At 43.2% G+C, this 13,683-nt stretch carries 13 protein-coding genes and 1 pseudogene; 11 read left to right on the top strand and 3 right to left on the bottom strand.

Annotated features, from left to right (window positions below; all coding sequences use genetic code 11):
• Positions 1-406 precede the first annotated feature (406 nt).
• From E5983_RS09880 to E5983_RS06175, 4 genes are all read left to right on the top strand, one after another.
• Positions 407-1,414: a coiled-coil domain-containing protein gene (locus tag E5983_RS09880; RefSeq protein WP_160333014.1), complete on the top strand. Its 1,008-nt coding sequence runs from the start codon at positions 407-409 to the stop codon at positions 1,412-1,414.
• 159 nt (positions 1,415-1,573) lie between these two features.
• Positions 1,574-2,218 carry a pyroglutamyl-peptidase I gene (gene pcp / locus E5983_RS06185; RefSeq protein WP_160333013.1) on the top strand — a complete coding sequence of 215 codons (645 nt, stop codon included), beginning with the start codon at positions 1,574-1,576 and terminating at the stop codon, positions 2,216-2,218.
• A 13-nt stretch (positions 2,219-2,231) separates the two neighbouring features.
• The gene (locus E5983_RS06180; protein ID WP_160333012.1) at positions 2,232-3,137 is read left to right on the top strand and encodes an amidohydrolase family protein; all 906 of its coding nucleotides are present in this window, start codon (positions 2,232-2,234) and stop codon (positions 3,135-3,137) included.
• Positions 3,134-3,787 (top strand): putative quinol monooxygenase, encoded by a 654-nt coding sequence (locus E5983_RS06175; protein ID WP_160333011.1) that lies wholly within the window; start codon positions 3,134-3,136, stop codon positions 3,785-3,787. The genes E5983_RS06180 and E5983_RS06175 overlap by 4 nt, the downstream gene beginning before the upstream one ends.
• 137 nt (positions 3,788-3,924) lie before the next feature.
• Here E5983_RS06175 and E5983_RS06170 read toward each other — a convergent pair whose 3' ends face one another.
• Positions 3,925-4,776: a VOC family protein gene (locus E5983_RS06170; protein WP_160333010.1), complete on the bottom strand. Its 852-nt coding sequence runs from the start codon at positions 4,774-4,776 to the stop codon at positions 3,925-3,927.
• Positions 4,777-4,855: 79 nt separating this feature from the next.
• Between E5983_RS06170 and E5983_RS06165 the strand changes: the two are divergent.
• From E5983_RS06165 to E5983_RS06155, 3 genes and pseudogenes are all read left to right on the top strand, one after another.
• Positions 4,856-5,909, top strand: a pseudogene (locus E5983_RS06165) (IS630 family transposase).
• Between the two features lie 1,016 nt (positions 5,910-6,925).
• Positions 6,926-7,165 (top strand): bacteriocin, encoded by a 240-nt coding sequence (locus tag E5983_RS06160; protein WP_237397594.1) that lies wholly within the window; start codon positions 6,926-6,928, stop codon positions 7,163-7,165.
• A gap of 1,263 nt (positions 7,166-8,428) precedes the next feature.
• Positions 8,429-9,451, top strand: a complete 1,023-nt coding sequence (locus E5983_RS06155) for an aldo/keto reductase (RefSeq protein WP_160333009.1) — start codon at positions 8,429-8,431, stop codon at positions 9,449-9,451.
• A 73-nt stretch (positions 9,452-9,524) separates the two neighbouring features.
• Here the strand turns inward: E5983_RS06155 and E5983_RS06150 are convergent, their stop codons facing one another.
• Complete coding sequence (locus E5983_RS06150; RefSeq protein WP_160333008.1) at positions 9,525-10,010, bottom strand: glutathione peroxidase; 486 nt, start codon at positions 10,008-10,010, stop codon at positions 9,525-9,527.
• Positions 10,007-10,471 carry a GNAT family N-acetyltransferase gene (locus E5983_RS06145; RefSeq protein ID WP_160333007.1) on the bottom strand — a complete coding sequence of 155 codons (465 nt, stop codon included), beginning with the start codon at positions 10,469-10,471 and terminating at the stop codon, positions 10,007-10,009. The genes E5983_RS06150 and E5983_RS06145 overlap by 4 nt, the downstream gene beginning before the upstream one ends.
• Before the next feature lie 150 nt (positions 10,472-10,621).
• Here E5983_RS06145 and E5983_RS06140 point away from each other — a divergent pair, with 150 nt between their 5' ends.
• From E5983_RS06140 to E5983_RS06125, 4 genes are all read left to right on the top strand, one after another.
• Positions 10,622-11,173: a sugar O-acetyltransferase gene (locus E5983_RS06140; protein ID WP_160333006.1), complete on the top strand. Its 552-nt coding sequence runs from the start codon at positions 10,622-10,624 to the stop codon at positions 11,171-11,173.
• A 15-nt stretch (positions 11,174-11,188) separates the two neighbouring features.
• Positions 11,189-11,791, top strand: coding sequence for a DUF1349 domain-containing protein (locus E5983_RS06135; RefSeq protein ID WP_160333005.1), 603 nt, complete (start codon positions 11,189-11,191; stop codon positions 11,789-11,791).
• 8 nt (positions 11,792-11,799) lie between these two features.
• Positions 11,800-12,711: an alpha/beta hydrolase gene (locus tag E5983_RS06130; RefSeq protein ID WP_160333004.1), complete on the top strand. Its 912-nt coding sequence runs from the start codon at positions 11,800-11,802 to the stop codon at positions 12,709-12,711.
• A gap of 153 nt (positions 12,712-12,864) precedes the next feature.
• Positions 12,865-13,569 (top strand): B3/B4 domain-containing protein, encoded by a 705-nt coding sequence (locus E5983_RS06125; protein ID WP_160333003.1) that lies wholly within the window; start codon positions 12,865-12,867, stop codon positions 13,567-13,569.
• Positions 13,570-13,683: the final 114 nt, after the last annotated feature.

Raw genomic sequence — 13,683 nt, 5'->3', positions numbered from 1 at the left:
TAGTTGATTTCCCAATTGTGACAGTTTTTCTAGAAGTCGTTCATCGTCGGAAAATAATAGCATGATAGTACCTCGTTGATCTTAGTAGTTCTATTATCTCATAAAACTTAGGGAGTGAAAATAAAGAAAAGCAGGTATTTCTACTGTAGTGGAACCATCAGCAGTTGGAAACAACTGCTAGATGGCGGAGATTTTGAGACCTTGGCTCAAAATTTAGTGATGAGACTCCGAAGGAGGCTGCTCACGTCCGCACTACACTACCAACTACTTATTTGAAATAAGGCGACAATAAGTATGAGTTTTTAGAGGTGCCCTTAATGTAGATAGATCATTTAAAACTCCGGTATTCATTAAGTTATTGATTGAAAAGGGATATGTGCTAGACGATAACAATCTTCCTATTACTATGAATCCTTATTGGATAAATGATGAAAATTATCAGATGTTGGTGGAAGTTATTAATGGTGCTAAGGTATATGATTTACCTATCGTATATGTTTCAAAGACGTTTTTAAATAGAACTCCCATTGATGTTGGTAAATTGTCCTATGCTTTAAAAGGAGTTGCACACGTTTTTGTTCAAGAAGATGTTAGTTCGAATGATTTAATTCGTAGCTTCTGTGATGACAAAAATGAATATAACGGCAATATTGGAATCTACTATCAAACAGATATGATTCAGAAGAAACGTAGAAGGGTGCTCGAGCACTTTGATCCAGATGTTGTCAGTCAAAGTATTGTAAGAGATATTATTCATTATACTAATCAGCAGACGATTCCCTATCTATATACATGGGATGGTGTTCTCACGTCTTTGTTTCAAGATAGATTTAGAAGTCAAAAAGCAAAGCGTGCTGAAGCGGAAAAAACTAAGGAGGAAACAGACGAGGTTCTTAGGGTTTTTAGTGATGAAATGAATGATTTGGAGGAAGAGAATAAACGATTAACTTCTAAACTTTTAGACAGGGAAAACGAACTAGAGTATTATAAAAATGAGTTTTTTAATAGACAGGGAGTAAATGAAGGTTTTTTATCTAGTGGAACTGAAAAAGAGTTTTTCCAAGGAGAGAAAAGAGCATTTGTTCTGTCTGTTTTATCAGATTCTCTAGGTGGGATGTCTGATAAAACTCGTAAGAAACATATTATTCAAGATATTGTTCAGCAAAATGAAATTGATGATATTTTGAATAACAGACGAGATGAAATAAAGCGTCTACTAACTGATTATAAGGGAATAAATTCAAAATTGAAGCAAGAATTGAAAAAGTTGGGATTTGTAGTATCAGAAGACGGTACACATTATAAGCTGACTTATTACAACGATAATCGTTATACTATCGTCATGGCTAAAACACCTAGTGATAGTAGAGCAGGAAAGAATAACGTATCGGAGATTAATAAAAAGGTACTCTAGATAAACAATGGCTTGGTGGGCAGTATCGCTTATCTTCATTTGAAATGCATCAGGTGGTGTTGGGGGGAAGAGGAATCGTAATCGTGTCTTGGAAAACTGAACTCCTGCTGCGTGAAACGGGAATTCAATTTTTTATAGTTCGTCAATCTGAGGGAAACAATGAAAATTTTAGTAACAGCTTTTGAGCCTTTTAATGGAGAGGCCATGAATCCAGCTCTGGAAGTTGTTAAGCGTCTACCGGATCAAATCTTGGGGCATGAGTTGGTTTGGCGGGTGTTGCCGACAGCTTTTGGTGGCGCTCGGGCAGAACTGGAATCGGTGTTGGGTGAGTTGGAGCCGGATCTGGTCTTGTGTTTGGGTCAGGCTGGGGGACGTAAGGGTCTGACCTTGGAGCGTGTGGCCATTAATGTGATGGATGCACCGATTCCGGATAATGCAGGGGAGCAGCCGATTGATGATCCGGTGCGAGCTGAGGGACCGGCAGCTTATTTTTCGACCTTGCCCCTCAAGGCTTTGTTGGCAGGGATGCAAGAGCGGGGTCAAGAGATTCGTTTGTCGAATACAGCGGGAACTTTTGTTTGCAACCAGGTTCTCTATGAGGTGTTGCACTGGGCTAGTCAGCATCGTCCTGCTTTGCGGGCAGGTTTTCTCCATCTACCTTATTTGCCAGAGCAGGTGGAGAATAAGCCAGGTGTGGCTTCGCTGTCCCTAGAGCAGATGTTGGAGGGGGTGCTGGTCTTACTAGAACTCTTGGTAGAGCATGAGGGACAGGATATGAAAGTAGCTGCTGGAACTACACATTAAGGAGGGGCTGTGGATGACTAAGATTGATGTCTTTGCCCATGTTTTGTTACCCGGTTTTTATGAAAAAATGTTGGCCATAGAGCCACGTTTGCCGGAACTTTTTCCCTTTATTCAGCATCCGTTGTTGACGGATTTGGACCAGCGACGTCAGTTTTGGGATGGCGAGACGCAGCAGGTTCTGTCTTATGTGAATGTGAATCCGGAGGATTATGTGGATCCGGTCACAGCTGCCGCGCTTTGTCGGGAGGCCAATGCGGAATTAGCTGAGGTCGTGGCTGGTCAGCCGGATATGTATGTAGCGGGTGTTGCCATGGTGCCCATGAATCATTTGGAGGCGGCGGTTCAGATTCTGGAAGAGGTTGCGGAGTCCGAGGTGTTGGTAGGTGTCCAGTTGTTCACGCGGACTTTAGGGAAGTCTATTGCGGATTCAGCCTATCGGCTTATATTTGAAACTTGTCAGCGCTTGGGCATACCGATTTGGCTGCACCCTATTTTTGATGAGCGCAAGCCGGATAACAACATTGTCTTTTCGTGGGAGTATGAATTGACCCAAGCCATGTTGCAGTTGGTTCAGGCTGGGATCTTCCAGGATTTTCCTGATTTGAAGGTGATTGTCCACCATGCAGGGGCTATGATTCCTTTTTTCGCAGAGCGGATTCGGCATATTTTACCGCCGGAACAAGCGGCAGACTTCCAGAAGTTCTATGTTGATACGGCGATTCTTGGGAATTCCAAGGCCCTTGAGTTGACGCTGGAGTACTTTGGATTAGATCAGGTTCTCTTTGGCACCGATGCCCCTCTTGGCATCGCACCGGCTGGAGCAACAGAGGTGATTGTGGAGGCCATCAACCAGTTGCCAATTTCCGACCTGGATAAGGATGCCATTTTTGCCCAAAACTTTAGAAGGATGATGCAATGAGAGTGAATGTATTTGCGATTGGTGTTGAGGCTCAGGATCGGGCGCTCTTGCATGAGGTAGGGGTGCATAATGTGCGGACCTCCCACTGCAAGGAGCCTGGCACCTTGGCGATGTTTGTAGCAGAGCGAGTGGATGCTTCGGGTTCCTTTATTGTTTTTGAGGTTTATGAAGGGGAAGCGGCCTATGCGACCCACCGGGCATCGGAGCAATATCAAAATTATGTGTCCAAGGCAGGGTCTCGGTTAAGAGAGCGAACAGCCTATGAGGTAAATCCTGTTTTCCTTGCGGAAAAATTAGATTCCGATACTTGGCTTGGGCCAGATCACTATTACCTGAAATTCGCCCGAGTGGAGACGAGTGTTGAAGGACAGCTTGTTTTTACAGAGAGTGTGCTGAAAAATATGAAAACCTCCTTGAAAGAGGAGGACGGAGTTTTGGCTATGTATGCAGTTCAGGATCAGGCGAAACCCCAGGTCTGGTATTTCTTTGAAGTCTATGCCAGCCAGGCTGCCTATCAAGGCCATCGGGAAACCAGTCATTTCCAAAAGTATCTGGCAGAGACTAAGGATCTCGTCCTGGATAAGCAACTCCTGGACTTGATCAACGATGTCAGCATGAGTCAAGGAAAGCTGAGATTGGAAATTAACTGAAACTAGTAGTAAGAAGCAGACTGAGTAACACTCTGTTACTGAGAATAGGAAATCTAAAAAGGACTTAGAATAATAGTTTACCAAGGTTATTCTAAGTCCTTCGTTATGTTTAGGATTTTTTGCTCAATCCCTGGTTCTTATTGCTTTTCTTCCAGCACTAGCAAGGTTTTAATGCCGTCAACATCGACAAAGCTAGCCTTTGGACCAACTTGTTCCAGTTCGAGGTTAGCGGCACGGGCGCGTGCGATGGTGGCTTGGTAATGATCAGGTTGTGAATACACAACTGTATAGTAGGCGAGACCAGGCAGCCCTTCTGAACGCTCTTGTAAATGCTTACCACCCCACTCATTGACAGCTAGATGGTGGTGGTAGTTACCGGAGGCCAGCCAGGCTGCGGATGGGATTGAGAATTTGTCCTCCAGAGCCAGCACCTCTTGATAGAAACGGCTAGCACTTTCGCTATCTTTGACCGAGAGGTGTACATGACCCATCCGGGTTCCGAGGGGCAGACGATATCCCTGTTGGCTACTTTGTCCAAGCTGGTAGATGGTATCGGCATCCAAGGCTTCGGTAATCCCAATAATGCGACCATCTTCACGAATATCCCAGTTTTCTTGGGGGAGGTCGCGGTAGATTTCGAGGCCATTTCCTTCCGTATCCGCTAAGTAAATTGCCTCACTATAACCATGGTCGCTAGCCCCTTGCAAAGGGATCTTGTTGTCAATAAAGTGACGCAGGATGGTTCCTAAATCTTGGCGACTGGGCAGTACCAGAGCCAAGTGGTAGAGGCCATAACTAGCTGCAACAGAACCCTCTTGTTCTGTTTTTAACAGATGGATCAGAACCTGTTCGCCTACTCCTAGGTCTACCTGTTGGTCTGTCTCAGCTAGAACTTCAAGTCCTAGAACTTGTTGGTAAAATAGACTTTGTAATGCAAGGTTACGAACATTTAAGGCAACGGCCCCGAGTTCAAATTGTGAATGGTACATAAGGTTCTCCTTTGAAAATTTACTGCTAATTACCATTTTATACTAAATAAAAATCGAATTTTGAATTATAATAGATTGTATGAAATTGAAATTAGATAAACAACAAGAAACTGAATTGAGATTAGCTCTTAAAAATAAAGACTACGCTACTTATCATAGACGCATCTAGTCTATTCTTTTTCGTCATGAAGGAATGACTTTAATGGCTATTAGCCAACTAGTTGGGTACTCTCACCAAACTATTGCTAATCAGGTTAAAAAATACCTGGAAAAAGGGCTAGAAGGTATTGTTCAAGATCGTCGTGGTGGTCGTCAACGCTTTTACCTCTCTGTTGAAGAAGAAAAAGAATTTCTAAATGAACAATTATCCGCATCTCTAGAAGGTGAATTCTTAACAGTGGATAAGATGTTCACAGCTTATCAAGAAAAAGTTGGTCGAAAAACAACTCGTGAGGGATTCTATGCCCTTCTGAAAAGACATGGTTGGCGTAAAGTCAGTCCTCGTCCAGAACATCCTAAAAAAGCAGACGCTGAAACGATTTTAGCGTCAAAAAATAAAATCTTTATTTCAGGAAAAAGCGAGTAAGCGCTTTATTTCCAGGAAGCCTTATGAAAAAGTTCGTCTAATGTATCAAGATGAAGCCGGTTTTGGTCGTATTAGTAAACTAGGAGCTTGCTGGGCTCCGAAAGGAAAACGCCCTGTAGTTGGCAGTCACCATATCCGTGAATATCGTTATTGTTATGGTGCAGTTGATGCTCATACAGGGGAATCTTTCTTTATCATTGCAGGTGGCTGTAACACTAATTGGATGAATAAATTTTTAGAGGAATTATCCCAAGCCTATCCTAATGATTACATTATTCTAGTTATGGATAATGCTGTATGGCATAAATCACAGACCTTAGAAGTTCCATCGAATATAGAGTTTACTTTTATTCCACCGTATACTCCTGAAATGAATCCAATTGAGCAAGTTTGGTCTGAAATAAGAAAATGTGGATTCAAAAATCAAACATTTCCAACATTAGAGGCTGTCATTGACAGACTTCAAGCTGTTATTCAAAGCTTATCTCACCAAACCTTAAAATCCATTGTGAATAGAGAATGGACAAGGTCCTTTCTAGATACGTAGTGGTTTTATATTGTTGTATTTCAAAACTAAGCATCCATTATTTTTCAACTTTTGATTTTAAATGAGTATTAGCTTATGTAAACGAAAAAACAACTCAAAAGCTTTTTAGTGATAGGGAGAAGATTGAGCTTGGATAATCGAGCTTTTATATCTTAGAACTGGAAAATATAAAATAGGTTATTCAGGACGATTTCAAACCATTCTAGAACATGTTGGTTGGAGACGGACTCTTCTCTGTTATACTGGGGGCGGAAAGAGAAGAGTCCATTTTTTATCTACTGTGTATTTTGTGGAGCGATGGTAGAGAAGATTGTAAAATGCTAAAAACACTGCTATTATAGTAGCAGAAGGAAGCGGAGTAGGTTTTGCAGACTTACAGGTGCCCGTATTGGTACTATAGGCGGTATGGTAGGAAACTAGAAGGAAAGGGGATATCTGTATGTGTGAAAAATTGAATTTTGAGCTATTCTTTGCGGCAACAGGACCTGTAACAACAGCTGCTGCGGCTGTTGTTTGTTTAGCATCAGGGATATCCGATGCTTTGTAGAAATGGTTTGGAAACATCTTATTTTGTTACTGGTAGCCGCTAGTTTTCATGTCTTGATCGTGAAGACTTCGATTGTTGGGAGGAGTAAAAAGGAGAAGCAGTCTGTTAGTAGGATTCTGTGGATCATGATACTTACTTCGATCATGGTAGACCTGTTACTTTCCTAGAAACAGGATTAGAGGATATTTTAGGAAAACCACACTGTTAGTTCCAGTCTTGAAAGTATTCAGGATGAGAGGACGATAGTGTGGTTTTTAAAGTAGAATCAGGAGAAAGGTTAGATGGAGGGAACTTTAATCCCTGAGCTTTTTTATTTAGGAGTAGGAAAAAACTAAAACTGCTATTCAGGACGTTCTCGTGACATTTTAGGACATATTGGTTGGAAACCGTCTGAACTCTGTTACACTGTAGAAGTCGGATGATCAATCTGACAATATTTTTTAGGAGGTCATTGTTATGACTACTTTTAATGACACTGTTGCTCAGTCTCTTTCAATGGATGTCCTCATGGGTATTCTTGGTGGTGGATGTCCTCATGGGTATTCTTGGTGGTGGATGTTCTTGGGGAGATGCCGGCAAAGCAGCTGTTAATGGCGCGATTGGTGGTGCAATTGGTGGATCTCCTGGAGGTCCAGCTGGTGCTGCAATTGGTGCAGTTCTTGGTGGTGCAGGAGCTGCTGCAGGCTATGGAGCTACTTGCTGGTGGTAATAGAAAGGTAGTAATAATGGATACTCTAAAATGGTTATTTGAACACGGGTTTTATAGTTTTCTGGGAGGATTTACAGTCTTTGTTTGGATGCTGGCACATCCTCGAAAAGAAAAGAAAAACTCAAAAAAATTGTAAATCAAAATTGTGAGAACAAATAGTGTTTACGAGACCTGGCTATTCGGTGAATAGCTGGGTTTCCGCTTTTGAAAAAACTACAATCGGATATGAAAGGAACTACTATGGATTTACTGATTGATTGGCTTCTAATACCTGGAACTATAGGCCTCTTTTTTGGATTTTTATATCTCTATATAGAGAAAAAACGAGGCGATAGATGAAAAAGGTCTAGGAGATGGGAGTGGGACAGAACTAAATTTGGAAAAATTTAGTTCGTAGTCCCACCCCCGCAAGGCTGATTAGGTCCTCTTCCGAGCTTGAAAAGCGAACGAAGAGGCCAATCAGCTACTGCGTCAAAGGCATTTTGTTAACCAAAGTCAATGAGGCTAGACTTTTGTCTCAGCCTCACCCGAGCCTAACAATTAAAGAGCGAGGTCATTTCACCCGATCCTAACAATTAAAGAGCGAGGTCATTTCACCCGAGCCTAACAATTAAAGAGCGAGGTCATTTCACCCGAGCCTAACAATTAAAGAGCGAGGTCATTTCACCCGATCCTAACAATTAAGAAGCGAGATCATTTCACCCGAACTAAACAATAGAAGCCAGCAAGGATAGCAGTCATTAAGCTTCATCAAGGAGGCTTACCTAATTTTCCAAAGTTATAAGTGTCCCTCCCTATGATGACCGGATTAATTTCTAATGATGAAATACATCTTAAAACGAATGTACTACAATATCCTGGCCTTAGTGATTGTCTACATAGCGACAGCACTTACAAATGTAGAGAGTGGATTGTCATTGCAGCTACAAGTTCAGCTTATATGGTCAACCATTATCTAGAAAGGAAGAGCAGATAGTTGGCTTCTGCTTCCTGTGCTGCTGTATTTTTATTGAGTAATCACTGTCAATCTGGCTCAAGCCAAGAACAAGAGCTTTAGAGTCCCTTGTTCCTGGCTTTTTCTGCTCGACAGATTTTTAAATGAGAATCAAGTTACAGCGTGATAATCAGGAGATTGCGACTCTCCAAGGTGTTATCGTTCATGAATTTCCCGGCTAAATAGCTTCTGCTTATGATAAAATGGTTAGCGAAGTGTCCATAAAACTTAGAAAGGAAGGCTATATATCTGGATATAGCAGGTTAGTCATGGAATATACAAGATTAGGGAATACAGGTTTGGAGGTTTCCAAGCTTTGTTTGGGCTGTATGAGTTTTGGCGATCCAGCGCGTGGTTTTCACTCCAAGTGGGTTCTGGATGAGAGCGCCAGTCGCCCAATTATCCAGAAGGCCTTGAATCTGGGAATCAACTTCTTTGACACTGCCAATTTCTATAGCTATGGTTCGAGTGAGGAAATTCTCGGACGAGCTTTGAAGGATTTTACAAAAAGAGAAGAAATGGTGATTGCTTCCAAAGTTTTTTATGGGGATGGCCAAAGCGATGGTCCCAATACCAGAGGGCTTTCACGAAAGGCGATTTTTCATCAGGTGGAGCAAAGTCTTAAGCGTTTGGGAACAGACTATATCGATTTACTCTATATTCACCGTTGGGATTATGACACACCGGTTGAAGAGACCATGGAGGCTCTTCACGACTTGGTTCGTTCGGGTAAAGTTCTTTATTTAGGGGCATCTAGCATGTATACTTGGCAATTCCAGCAAGCCCAATATGTGGCAGACAAGAGGGGCTGGACTCCTTTTTCCGTAATGCAAAATCATTACAATCTTCTTTATCGGGAGGAGGAAAGAGAGATGATTCCTTTTTGTCAGGAGACAGGAGTGGCCTTGGTCCCTTACAGCCCATTAGCTGCAGGGCGGATTGTGCGGGATTGGTCAGCAGACACGGCGCGCAGTCAGGCGGATCAAAGCGCCCGTGCTAAGTACGATGGTACCGAAGCAGAGGATCGGAAAATTGTGGCGCGTGTGGCAGATTTGGCGGCCAAGTATGAGCGTAGCCGGAGTCAAGTGGCTCTAGCTTGGCTGTGGCAAAAGGGGATGCATAGCCCAGTCTTAGGTATTACCAAAGATGCTTATCTAGATGATTTAGTAGGAGCCTTTGGACTGGAGTTGAATCAAGAAGATATAGCCTATTTAGATGAGCTTTATCTTCCTCATCCAGTGGTGGGGGCCTTGGCTAAGGGAGCGAAACGGAACCTGCAGAAACTGAAATAATCTCTAGGCCATTGGCCTTTGGGGAAAAGCAAAAGTCCTTAGTCAAGTTTACAACTAAGGACTTTTACCTTCTTTATAGGAGTTGTTGGAGGGTTTCCTCTATAGCTAGGGGGGACGTTTTGGAGGCGAAACGTGTGACCACTTGACCTTGGCGATCGATGAGAAATTTAGCAAAATTCCATTCAATCCGTTTGCCTAAGGGTCCGGGTTTTTGGTCTTTGAGCCAAATAAATAGGGGATCAGCTTCTTTCCCGTTGACCTTAATTTTGGCAAACCGAGGGAAGGTGATTTGGTAGTTAAGTTCACAAAAGCGGTTGATGTCCTCGTCACTTCCAGGGGCCTGGCCTAAAAATTGATTGCAGGGAAAATCCAAAATGGTAAAGCCCTGATCCTGATAGCGGTCGTAGAGGGCCTGCAATTCTCGGTACTGAGAGGCTAGCCCGCAACCGGTTGCTGTATTGACAATGAGGAGGACCTGCCCTTTAAAGTGGTCCAGGGAAAGTAGGTCTTGATTTTGCCTTAGTACTGTGAAATTGTAGATGGTGCGCGTGTCTGTCATAAGATTTCCTCCATTCGGATTTTTTGTGATTGTAGTCCTAAGCGTTGGTAGAAGCGGATAGCTGCAGCGTTGTCAGTCCAGACATCTAGTGTCAGATTGTAGCAGTCCTGGTCACGCGCATATTGTTTGGCGAAAGCGAATAATTGTTGGCCGACTCCACGTCCACGGGCAGTGCTAGCCACACAGAGGTCATCAATGAAGAGAGTTTTGATGGGTTGGAGTACATTGCCATGGGGCTCCTGGATTTGGCAGAAGAGATGACCCAGAATCTGCCCCTCTTCTTCATAGACAAAGACCATTTGTTCAGCCCTTGTGATTATTTGGTCTAGTTCCTGACTTGTATATTTACTGCCGCTAGCCTTAAAGATATCCGGACGTTCCTGGTGGTGGACGGCGAGAATTTCTCCTAGCAGGCTGAGGATGGCTGGGATATCTTTGGTTTCTGCTTGACGAATCGACATGATAAAGTTCCTTTTCGACTAGTATTTTTTGTTGGATGCGACCTTGTAGCAACCATTATACCCTAAGCCCTCCTTGACATTCAATTCTTACACTAAAGGAGTGAGGTTTTGCTATAATGGTGGTAGTGTATTTTGAGGAGAGATTATCAGATGTCTGAATTTGAAAAAATGATAGCGGGACAGTACTACAATCCAGCGGACCCTGAGTTAAGGGCCTTAGTCACCTCTTCCAGGGCCTATCAAAAAGCCTTTAATGAACAAGAAGACCGCCATCTTGGCGCAGAGATTTTAAAAGAGTGGTTTGGCTCAACAGGTGAGCAACTATCTGTGAAACCACGTTTTGTGTGTGACTACGGGGTTAATATCCATCTTGGTGAGAATTTTTATGCCAATTGGAATTTGACCATGCTGGATGTTTGTCCCATTCGGATTGGTAAAAATGCCATGATTGGTCCGAACTGCCAATTTCTGACTCCCCTCCATCCCCTGGATCCAGAAGAGCGCAATGCTGGTTTGGAATACGGAGCACCGATTACCATTGGTGACAATTTCTGGGCTGGTGGCGGCGTAACCGTTCTGCCAGGAGTTACCTTGGGCGATAATGTTGTTGCCGGGGCGGGTGCTGTTATCACCAAATCTTTTGGGGATAATGTTGTTCTCGCTGGTAATCCGGCCAAAGTCATTAAAGTGATTGAATCTTAGGAGGCAGTAGTAACTATGGATTTGACACAGTTTATTTGGATTAATCCTCCCCAGGAGTTTGAAGTTGGCTCAGATGTGCTTTCTTTGACAACTGCTCCTCATACAGATTTGTGGCAAAAAACGTATTACCATTTTGTAAATGATAATGCACCCATGTTCTTGAGAGAGTCAGCGGGGGAGTATTTCTCCTTTATCGTCAAAGTAGATTTCGCGGAGAGTCAGCAACGTTTTGACCAGGCTGGTATTGTTGTCTATTTGAACTCTGAGAATTGGCTGAAGGCCTCCGTTGAGTATGAGAATCAACAATTTCAACACCTCGGCTCTGTCGTTACGAGAAATGGTTTTTCAGATTGGGCAACGGTTCAAATTCCTGTAGAGACCAAGGAAATGTACTATCGTCTGAGTCGCCGGGGTCAGGATTTTTGTATTGAGAATTCTGTTGATGGATTGAAGTTTCAACAAATGCGAATTTGCTATCTCGAGCAAGCTAGCAGTAAGATTTCGTTTGGTGTCTATGCTTGCTCACCAGAAGAGTCTTCATTTACGGCTTATTTTAGGGACTTCCAGCTCGGTCCTTGCCTTTGGAATCCCCATGATGGTCAGGCACCGGATAAGTAGGAGGAAGTATGCGTAAAGGGATTTATATTTTTAGTATTCTGTTATTAGCCTTGAGTTGTTTTTGGTTTTTTATGCGTAAAAATTATGAGGGTCCAACCCCAGAAACGGTTGTTCAAGCCCAAAACACAGAGCTTTCCTTGCAAGAATCTAGTAGCATCGTTCATGAAGACTATCAGGTTCAACGGGACCAGGTGAACTTGGTAGGTGTGATCACGGCGGATGCCAACTATAAGCAGGAAAAGCGGCCACTCCTGGTGATTGCTCATGGTTTTAACAACACCTTGGAAAACTATGCAGATTATGCTGAGGAGCTGGCACGGCAGGGTTATCTAGTTTACCGTTTTGATTTTTATGGAGGTAGTCGAGCTTCTAAAAGTGGCGGCACCGATATGCTCAATATGTCGGTCTTGACAGAAAAGGCAGATCTAGAAGCTGTTGTTAATCAGTTGTCAAAAGAAAAGTTTGTCCAAGGAGACCAAGTTACGCTTATAGGGGCGAGCCAGGGTGGTGTTGTCGCAACCCTCTATGCAGCAGAGCATGCCGATCGAATTAACAAACTAGCACTCATTTTCCCGGCCTTTGTCCTTTTTGATGATGTGGAGGCAACCTATGCTAGTTTAGGTGTTAAGTCACCGAAAGATTTACCGGATGTGATTACCCACCGCAATGCCCAGTTAGGTTCCATCTATCTCAAGGATGCCATGTCGGTTGATATCCAGCAGGAAATGAAAAAAGTGACGGCGCCTGTGATGCTGATTCATGGAACTGTCGATGATGTGGTTCCCTATTCCTATAGTTTGGAAGCTCTAAAAGTCTTTCCCAATTCTCAACTAGTGACGGTCGAGGGAGGAGGGCACTGGATTGATACGAACTTTAATCAAATAGCTTTGCCTGCCTTGGAAGAATTTCTACGAGAGTAGCAAAAACTCATAAGTTGTGGTAGAATGATAAAAAATTAAATTTAATGGAAGTGCCACCGAGTGACAGCATTTGAAAGTATCGTTAGGTCTTAGAAGATACTTTTACATTGCTGTTTTTTTTTCTCCCCTTGTGGTGCTAGGAAGGAGCCAGTTATGACAAATTTTATCGTTGATTCATCTTTTTGGGATCTCTTTCCCGATGCAAAGCTTGGGGTTGTTTTGCTTAAAAATTATCGGCAGCTAGAGGAGTCGCCAAGAGAACTTCAGGCGCTGTTAGTGGAGAGCAATGAGATGGCCAAGTCGTTTGTAGAAGAGGAACCCTTTGCGGAAAATCCGGTCATTCAAGTTTATCGCCAAGCCTTCCAAAAATTTAAGACGAAAAAAGGTGCCCGGTCCAGTATTGAAGCTCTTTTGAAACGGGCTAAGAGTGGCAAACCAGTGGGAACTATTTTACCGCTGGTTGATATTTATAATGCGGCTAGTCTACGCTATGCCTTGCCTTGTGGAGCAGAGGATTTGGATCGTTTTCAGGGAAACCTAGAGCTTGGTTTGACTGAGGGTGGAGATGATTTTTATCTCATCGGTAGCGATGAAAACAGCCCTACTCTACCTGGAGAATTGTGTTATAAGGATGAGGCTGGAGCTGTCTGTCGCTGCCTTAATTGGCGAGATGGGGAGCGGACTATGATTCGGCAAGATAGTCAGAATGCCTTTCTCGTGATTGAGTTATTGGATCCAAGTAGGGAAGAGGCTTTAGAAGCTGCCCTGCAATTTATTGTAGAGCAGGCTCAAACATACCTGGGCGGTCAAGCTGTGACTCAGATTTTAGATCGAGAATCGGGTCCTATGACTTTATAGTCAAAAAACTTGCGGTTTCTATCGCAAGTTTTTTGACGTACGACGGGCATGTCGTGTATCTGAGGTGAAAGTCCTCTGAGGGCACCTGCTACCGGTGAACCCAATAGCGACTCC

This window comes from Streptococcus danieliae (assembly GCF_009767945.1).
GTDB lineage: Bacteria > Bacillota > Bacilli > Lactobacillales > Streptococcaceae > Streptococcus > Streptococcus danieliae.
Note: the sequence above shows the minus strand (reverse complement) of the source record. Positions and strands in the feature narration are given on the sequence as shown.

Excerpts from the sequence above, each read along its gene's own strand:
- E5983_RS09880 (WP_160333014.1), top strand. The coding sequence starts at position 407 with ATGAATCCTTATTGGATAAATGATGAAAATTATCAGATGTTGGTGGAA.
- pcp (WP_160333013.1), top strand. The coding sequence starts at position 1,574 with ATGAAAATTTTAGTAACAGCTTTTGAGCCTTTTAATGGAGAGGCCATG.
- E5983_RS06180 (WP_160333012.1), top strand. The coding sequence starts at position 2,232 with ATGACTAAGATTGATGTCTTTGCCCATGTTTTGTTACCCGGTTTTTAT.
- E5983_RS06175 (WP_160333011.1), top strand. The coding sequence starts at position 3,134 with ATGAGAGTGAATGTATTTGCGATTGGTGTTGAGGCTCAGGATCGGGCG.
- E5983_RS06170 (WP_160333010.1), bottom strand. The coding sequence starts at position 4,776 with ATGTACCATTCACAATTTGAACTCGGGGCCGTTGCCTTAAATGTTCGT.
- E5983_RS06160 (WP_237397594.1), top strand. The coding sequence starts at position 6,926 with ATGACACTGTTGCTCAGTCTCTTTCAATGGATGTCCTCATGGGTATTC.
- E5983_RS06155 (WP_160333009.1), top strand. The coding sequence starts at position 8,429 with ATGGAATATACAAGATTAGGGAATACAGGTTTGGAGGTTTCCAAGCTT.
- E5983_RS06150 (WP_160333008.1), bottom strand. The coding sequence starts at position 10,010 with ATGACAGACACGCGCACCATCTACAATTTCACAGTACTAAGGCAAAAT.
- E5983_RS06145 (WP_160333007.1), bottom strand. The coding sequence starts at position 10,471 with ATGTCGATTCGTCAAGCAGAAACCAAAGATATCCCAGCCATCCTCAGC.
- E5983_RS06140 (WP_160333006.1), top strand. The coding sequence starts at position 10,622 with ATGTCTGAATTTGAAAAAATGATAGCGGGACAGTACTACAATCCAGCG.
- E5983_RS06135 (WP_160333005.1), top strand. The coding sequence starts at position 11,189 with ATGGATTTGACACAGTTTATTTGGATTAATCCTCCCCAGGAGTTTGAA.
- E5983_RS06130 (WP_160333004.1), top strand. The coding sequence starts at position 11,800 with ATGCGTAAAGGGATTTATATTTTTAGTATTCTGTTATTAGCCTTGAGT.
- E5983_RS06125 (WP_160333003.1), top strand. The coding sequence starts at position 12,865 with ATGACAAATTTTATCGTTGATTCATCTTTTTGGGATCTCTTTCCCGAT.